This window comes from Laedolimicola intestinihominis (assembly GCF_040096155.1).
Classification (GTDB): domain Bacteria; phylum Bacillota; class Clostridia; order Lachnospirales; family Lachnospiraceae; genus Laedolimicola; species Laedolimicola intestinihominis.
The window spans coordinates 1-6,896 of record NZ_JBBMFE010000028.1; the positions used below are offsets into that span (position 1 = coordinate 1).

The following is a 6,896-nucleotide window of genomic DNA, read 5'->3' on the forward strand; positions in this document are numbered from 1 at the left end:
TTATACTTTTCTTTTATTTTTCTGTTGTTTTGGTTGTCATAGGGGAGAAAAGCCCAGAAATAAGGGATTTTCCCCGGCAACCGGCTCGGCAACGGGATAGCAACAGGGGGTGCAACGGGCTGTCATTTTCAGAATGGAAGCTCCATCTGTTCTGAGACCTCCACAAAACCGTCCCTCGTTTTTTCAGACGGGTTGCATAAGTCCGTTGCCGGGTTTTCACGCTCCCAGCCCTTTTGTCTGCCATATTCGGAAAACATTCTTGGGTTCGGGAAGTACCGCCAGCCGGAAATACACTGATTCATAATCTCGTTGATTTCCCGGATTTCCCATTGCTTCGGCTCGTCAAAGGCATGGTTTAAGGCTTCCTTGTAGAGCTGCTTGGAACAGACCATGCTCCCGGTGTACTTATCAAGATACGCCTGTATCATCCCGGCTTTGGTGTCCTCCGGCATAAAATCCCGCTGGTGTTCTTTGAGATACCGCTGCATGGCGGGGCTGAAAGCCAGCTTGAACCTGCCGCTTCGGTAAATCTCCATCGCTTCCGCCCACATCTGCTCGATATAGGCTCTGGAAGCAGCTTCGTCCTCCAAAATGTGAACCTCGGCTTGCTCCGGGTACACCATGACGGGGATAAAGCGGCGGTTGCCGGAACGGTCAAGGGGCAGGAAGTCAAGGGCATTGGAAGTGCCGCCAAACACGCACTGACGGGGGCGGTCTGCCGGGTGGGTTTCATAGGGTATCTTGTAAACCTCTTTCTGCCGGCTTAAAAATGACTTGATTTCCTCAATGCTCTTGGCGTTTGCGGTTGCCATCATTTCCGACATTTCGATCATCCAGTGACCTTGCAGCTTGCGGTACACATTGTCATCGTCCAGCTTCCGCAAATCATCGGAGAACCACTCGTCCCGGACTGCCAGCAGACGGAAGAATGTGGACTTTCCAGCCCCCTGACCGCCTACCAGACAAAGCATGATTTCAAACTTGCACCCCGGCTGAAAGGCTCGTGAGATTGCACCCAGCAGGAACAGCTTCAACGCTTCATAGGTGTAATCGTCTGCGTCAGCCCCCAGAAAGTGCCGCAGGCAGAAACGGATTCGTTCTGTACCGTCCCACACAAGGGCGCTTAAATAGTCCCGGATGGGATGGTACTTGTTTTCATTCGCCACAATCCCGATGGCATTATCAATCTTTTTCTCATTGGTAAGCCCGTAGGTTTCTTCCAGATAAAGAAGCAGATACTTCATGTCCGTATCGTTCAGGGCGGTGCTTTCCCTGTGAAAACCGATGGGCTTTATGATGTCCTTGCGGTCAGTCAGGATGTTGTATGCGATAGCCCCGGAAAGCAGCGGGTCACGCTGGAATACGGTCAGGCAGTTCCGTATGCTCTGACGGACACCGCCTTTCTCGGTGGTTTCCAGCCCCGCCTTGATTTCAGGGGTGCTCTGGGGTGGCTGCATGGCGTTCATGGTGTTTTTTAGTTCTTGCTGCGGCTGCGGCTGCAAGTTCTGCCATTCGCTGTTCAAGCTGTATCACATCCTTTCCGTAGTCCGTAATCAAAGCCGCTTTTTCCTCCGTTTCCCCAAAGAGCAGCACATCCAGCAGATATTCCACTTGGTCTTGCTTCTGTAAGGCTTCCACAAACCGGGGATGAAAGGCTTCCTCCGGGGAGTGCGGGGCATATTCCTTTCTCCATGCCCGGAGCAGGTGGAGATAATCGGCAAGGATACGGAAGCAACGGTTTTTTGCTTCCTGAAACTGTTCCTCCGGGGATTTCTGCCGGGGCTTGGGCTTTTTTGCCTTTCCCGGCGGTTTCCAGTCCTCATAGGAAAGCCCGAAGTCCTGTGCCAGTTGTACGGCGGCTTCTTTCTTTCCCAGCCCATACAGGGCGGCGGTAAAATCAATCACATCCCCATCCGCACCGCAGCCGAAGCAGTGGTAACGCCGATCCAGCTTCATGCTTGGGGTTTTATCGTTATGGAACGGGCAGCAAGCCATCCCGTTCCGACCTACATGGATTCCATAATGCTCCGCAGCCTGTCTTGTTGTGACGGACTGCTTCACAGCTTCAAATACATTCAAATCTATCCCTCCTTGAAAACAAAAAAGCACCTGACATTCTCTGATTGAAAATGGCAAGTGCCTGTTAAAGTTCCATATCCTGTTGTTTGTGTTTCGTCTGTGCCGGGACAGTTCTTTGTGCTTTTTTCTCGTCAGCCTTATCCTGCAAGACTTCCTTGATAGGCTGCTTCTTGGGCGGCTCTTTGCTTTCTTCTGTGCCGGGTGTAGCTTTCCGTACCCAGTAGCGGATGTCCCGCAACTTCTTCAAATCAGCCTGTACCTCGGTCAAAGGTTCTTTCAGCTCTGCGATTTCGCTGAGAAGTTTTTCTTGCTCCTCTTGCAGCTCATTTTGGGTACTGTCCTTATCGTCCGGGTGCTTGGCAAGGTAGGCGGCGGCTTTCTCATACCGGGCAACCTCCGGGTGTTCCTGTTTGAATTTCTCCTTTGTTTTCTTAAAAAATATCTTCTGGTACTTCTCATAGACAGGCTTACATTCCTTGCAGTCTGTCCGGCTGGCAAGAATCCCGTCAATCACTTTGCTGCGGGCTTCCTTTGGCTTCATCTGATTGCGGTAATCTGCGGCTGATTTCCCGGAAGATTCCAGAAATGCTTCTAAGTCCTCCACAGTGGAAAGCCCCTTTTGCTGGAGATAGGACAGGGCTTCGCTGACTGCCTTTAAGTCCTGTGAAGTCCCCCGATTTTGTCCAGACCTCGTCCAGTCCTTCCGTTCTTCCTTTCGTATCTCCATATATTTCATCAGTAGATTGGGAAGAAGTGTCGCTTCCTCCGCCGCCTTTTGTGCAAGCAGTTCTTTCCGTTTTTCTCCCAGCTCGGTAATCCAGCCTTTGAGATTTTGGATAAGCTGCCGGATGGACTTCATCAGGCGGTTGGCGGCTCTGATTTCCCGGTTCAGGTTGCCGATGTTCGTCTGGATACCCCGCTTTTCCATCTGCCGGACAGCAGCTCCCTCATGGACAGTAGGGATAATATCAAGCCCCTGTCTGGCATAAGAACGCAAGTCCACACGCTCTGGGCGGTCATTGGCTTCCAGATAGCGGTTCTGGATGACCTCCCATTCATGCCGCCAGATTTCGCAATACTTCTGGTCGTTCCAATCCACCGTATCCTCCTTGTGGCTTTTCCATCTGCCGGACGGAAGTTTTATCCGTTCCCCGTTTTCGTCAAGGTCATAAACCTTGCGGCTCTTGGGAAGCCATTTTCCATGTTCGTCCATTGCCCTCATAGTGAGCATGACATGGGCGTGGGGATTGTGTCCCGGCGGATGGGGGTCATGGATTGCAAAATCAGCAATCATGCCTTTGGAAACAAACTGCTGCTCACAAAACTCCCGGACAAGGACAGCATACTGGTCGGGTGGTATCTCTCTTGGGATGGTAAGCACCCACCGCCTTGCAAGCTGGGAGTTCCATTGCTTTTCCACCGCTTCGGCGGCGTTCCATAAGGTATTGCGGTCTGCATACGACCGTGGGGCGTTTGCCGGGAGCAGAATTTCATTGTGGACAATACCACGCTTTTCCGGGTAGTGCTTCACTTGCTGGTCGTATTCACAGAACAGCTTTTCGCCGCTTTGGTAAGCAGCGGCGGCAACCGCAGACTGTCGCTGGCTGCGCTGAACAATCGTGATTTCGTTGTGTGGGCAGGGCATTTCGTGTCCCTCCTTTCGGTAATTGGTGGATGGGGTGGCGTTTTACCACCTCATTTTGGCAGAAAAAAAGCAGGAGACCTTTTTCAGATTTCCTGCTCGGTGTGCCGCTGTGTGGGCGGCGGGTATTTAGTTATAAAAGTTCGGGGCAAGTTGACCCGATGTGAAGTTGACAAACTGGAAGTTGTCGAGTTCTTTTCCGTTACAATTCTTTCATCATGCACAATGATTCTGGCATTGAAACATAAGGACCATAATTTTCCATTTTATTAAATCCTACTTTTCGATATACATGACACGATTCTTGTAGCAATTCTCCAGTTTCAAGAATCAATTTCCTATATCCTAGTTCTTTCGCCCACTCGATTAATTCAAGAACTAGCTTGGTTCCTATTCCTTTTCCCTGGAATTCGCCTCTGACAAACAATCTTTTCAACTCGGTTGCATTGTCGATATCACCATACTGATATTCTCTAATTGCTCCAGCACCAGCGGCTTTTCCATCAATATACACAACTACAACCTCTTTTATCTCATCAAGCTGATTATACTGTTTATATTTATCTCTCTTAATAACTCTTCCTACTCGCCTATCTAAATCCATATCTAATAACTGACAGTTCTCAATAAAATCTTCATTTGTCCCAGAACATCTAATAAATTCAATATCAGCCATATATAAACACCTCCTAGTGAAGAAAATTTGATTTTACTAAATCAACAAATACCGATTTTCTCAATTCTCCAAACTTGAAGTTTCCATTTATTTCTTTTTGCGGTATTTGGGTTCAATACCTACTACATACGCTACCATAGCCGCAATACTAATAAGCATTGCACCCAATATAGGTATAATAATCAAACCCGAATTCTGCCCATCTAATAAAGGCAATCCAATTAACATAAACAAAACACCATACACGCACCACAATATGCCCAAAGCACGATTATAGCCTTTCACATCTTCTATGGGCGCTACCTCAGCATTTGCCCAAAAACCGAAAGGTTTTGCTTTCTTGGAATTAAAATCATAAATGCCCATTACAATAAATAATACGCCGATTATTACCCAAATAACAAATGCTATTAATCTTCCTTCCATAATATGTATCCTTTCTTTGTAGTTCTGTAAATTCATATTTGTTGTCATCTTCATTATACTTCACTGCCTATCAAAAAGATAGCATATTTTATGAAACTTGTCGGCTGGGAACAGCTTGCAACGCAAGGTGTCCCCAGATGGCAAGTCCACAAAAGGGTAGCTGGCGGCAGCCAGCGCAGGGGAAGCGTAGCGTCCCCTGTTTGATTTGGAGCAGACCATGACTGCGGAAAATCACAGCCCTCCGGTGAGGAGCCTTCGGAGAACGCAATGCACCAACCTCTGGGTGGTGTATAATTGCGCCCTTAGTAAACTAAGGGGTTTCCGGCTTCTTCCGTTCCAGCAGTTTTTTCAATAGTTCCTGCGTGTCCTGTCTGTGAAAAATGAGTTTCAACAACAGCATGATATCATCATCTGTCAGGCGTTCCGGCTCTTGCAGAAAACTTTCCAGCATACCGCCACGAGTACAGAGCCGGTGCGTCCGTTCCTTTCGGGTAAGCTGCTTCAATTGATGCTGCAATGCCTTTTCATCATTGATAGCTTTCCGCAGTTTCTTTTCGCTTTTCTCCAGCTCCCGGTTGAGCTTTTCAAGTTTTGAGCTATCAGGCAAGGGCAGCGTCCTCCTTTCCCGGTATCAACACATAAATCCTGTTTGGTTCTCCAACGCCCTGACGCACCCGCATGATAAGTCCGGCGTTTTCCAGTTCATTCAAAGAACGCTTGACCGTCATAGAGCTGCGGGACAGGACTGCGGCAATGGCTGTGACAGGGAAGCAGACAAACAGGATTCCGTTCTCGTCCTCCTGCCCATTGGAGAGCATAGCGTCCAGCATCCGGCAGTACATGACCTTTGCGGTGCTGCTGACTGGAAACCCTGTCAACGCTCTGGGAAAGGGCATACAGGGCGGCAATGGTGTGTCTATCGTCATAAATTCAAAAATCATTCGGTGTGTTCCTCCTTTTTCTTTGCTCGTTTGGATAAATAACGGGGGCAGTCAATCACAACCGCCCGGAAGCTCTGCCTGCACCCATGCTGGCATTTCCGGCATAATTCGTTGTAAGTGACACGCCCCCGGTCATTGAGGTAAAAAGAAAGCTCATGCTTCCTCTTTTTGCTCATTCTCGGCATATTGCGCTTCCTCCCGTTTTCGTGTATGGTTTCGGGGCGATTTTCGGCAAAATTACAGCCATAGAGCCGCCTAAAATCTCCCGAAGTATCAGAGATAGGGTAGACTATCCCCCTATCAGATTGTCGTGTTTCGGTATCATTTCGGTGTCAGTTCGCCAGTTCTCCCCGGTGTCGTTCCTCCCCTGAATCTCACAGCGGCGTATCGCTCCCTTTGGTATGCTCGTTTTGGTCAGGGTTCCTCCATATCCCTGCCAAAAGTCATGGCACTACATCGCCGGGGAAGCATATCCCACACAGGCTGGTCATTCGATTGGAATAATCCATCGATGAACTACCTGTATCATAGAACATTTTTGTGCCCTGTGCCGTATGTCCACAAAGTAGGAATTCGGGGTAAAAATCAGAAATTTCCACGATTGCGGAATTGATATGGTATAATCAATTCAACGGTTATAAATGTCGTTAGAAAGGGGGAACTGCTTCAATGAACGGAGCTACTACAATACAGGAACGGCTAAAAGATTTACGATTAAACAAAGGATTAAAACTGGAAGAACTGGCTGAGCAAACGGGTATTTCAAAATCGGCTCTTGGCAGTTATGAAAAAGACGACTATAAGGAAATCAATCATGGCAACCTTATCCTGCTGGCAAATTTTTATGGGGTGTCCCTCGATTATCTCTTTTGCCGGACAGAGAACCGGGCGGAGATCAACACGCCATTAAGGGAGCTGCATTTGAGTGATGAGATGGTAGCACTTCTGAAAAGCGGTCGGATTAACAACCGTCTGCTGTGCGAACTTGCCACCCATAAGGACTTTATCAAGTTTCTTGCGGACATTGAGATTTATGTGGATGGGATTGCCACCATGCAGATTCAAAACCTCAACGCCCTTGTCGATACCGTCCGGCATGAAATCATTGAACGGTATCGCCCAGGCGAAGATG

9 protein-coding genes are annotated in these 6,896 nt (G+C 48.4%); 1 reads left to right on the forward strand and 8 read right to left on the reverse strand.

Features of this window, described 5'->3' with window-relative positions:
• Nucleotides 1–128: 128 nt before the first annotated feature.
• From WMO29_RS16495 to WMO29_RS16530, 8 genes are all read right to left on the reverse strand, one after another.
• Nucleotides 129–1,466 (reverse strand): virulence-associated E family protein, encoded by a 1,338-nt coding sequence (locus tag WMO29_RS16495; protein WP_349165539.1) that lies wholly within the window; start codon nucleotides 1,464–1,466, stop codon nucleotides 129–131.
• On the reverse strand, nucleotides 1,432–2,079 hold the full coding sequence (locus tag WMO29_RS16500; RefSeq protein WP_173701161.1) for a CHC2 zinc finger domain-containing protein: 648 nt from the start codon (nucleotides 2,077–2,079) through the stop codon (nucleotides 1,432–1,434). The genes WMO29_RS16495 and WMO29_RS16500 overlap by 35 nt, the downstream gene beginning before the upstream one ends.
• Nucleotides 2,080–2,143: 64 nt before the next feature.
• Complete coding sequence (gene mobQ / locus WMO29_RS16505) at nucleotides 2,144–3,724, reverse strand: MobQ family relaxase (RefSeq protein WP_349165535.1); 1,581 nt, start codon at nucleotides 3,722–3,724, stop codon at nucleotides 2,144–2,146.
• A gap of 199 nt (nucleotides 3,725–3,923) precedes the next feature.
• On the reverse strand, nucleotides 3,924–4,397 hold the full coding sequence (locus WMO29_RS16510; protein ID WP_117961367.1) for a GNAT family N-acetyltransferase: 474 nt from the start codon (nucleotides 4,395–4,397) through the stop codon (nucleotides 3,924–3,926).
• A gap of 87 nt (nucleotides 4,398–4,484) precedes the next feature.
• Nucleotides 4,485–4,823, reverse strand: a complete 339-nt coding sequence (locus tag WMO29_RS16515; protein WP_349165536.1) for a hypothetical protein — start codon at nucleotides 4,821–4,823, stop codon at nucleotides 4,485–4,487.
• A 310-nt stretch (nucleotides 4,824–5,133) separates the two neighbouring features.
• Entirely contained in the window at nucleotides 5,134–5,430 is a 297-nt protein-coding gene (locus WMO29_RS16520) for a DUF3847 domain-containing protein (protein ID WP_009323503.1), read from the reverse strand.
• The gene (locus tag WMO29_RS16525; protein WP_349165537.1) at nucleotides 5,423–5,764 is read right to left on the reverse strand and encodes a replication initiator protein A; all 342 of its coding nucleotides are present in this window, start codon (nucleotides 5,762–5,764) and stop codon (nucleotides 5,423–5,425) included. Before WMO29_RS16525 ends, WMO29_RS16520 begins: the two co-directional genes overlap by 8 nt.
• Nucleotides 5,761–5,949 (reverse strand): hypothetical protein, encoded by a 189-nt coding sequence (locus WMO29_RS16530; protein ID WP_005930722.1) that lies wholly within the window; start codon nucleotides 5,947–5,949, stop codon nucleotides 5,761–5,763. Before WMO29_RS16530 ends, WMO29_RS16525 begins: the two co-directional genes overlap by 4 nt.
• Nucleotides 5,950–6,433: 484 nt before the next feature.
• Between WMO29_RS16530 and WMO29_RS16535 the strand changes: the two genes are divergently transcribed.
• A partial coding sequence (locus WMO29_RS16535; protein WP_349165538.1) for a helix-turn-helix domain-containing protein occupies nucleotides 6,434–6,896 on the forward strand: 463 nt, incomplete at its 3' end.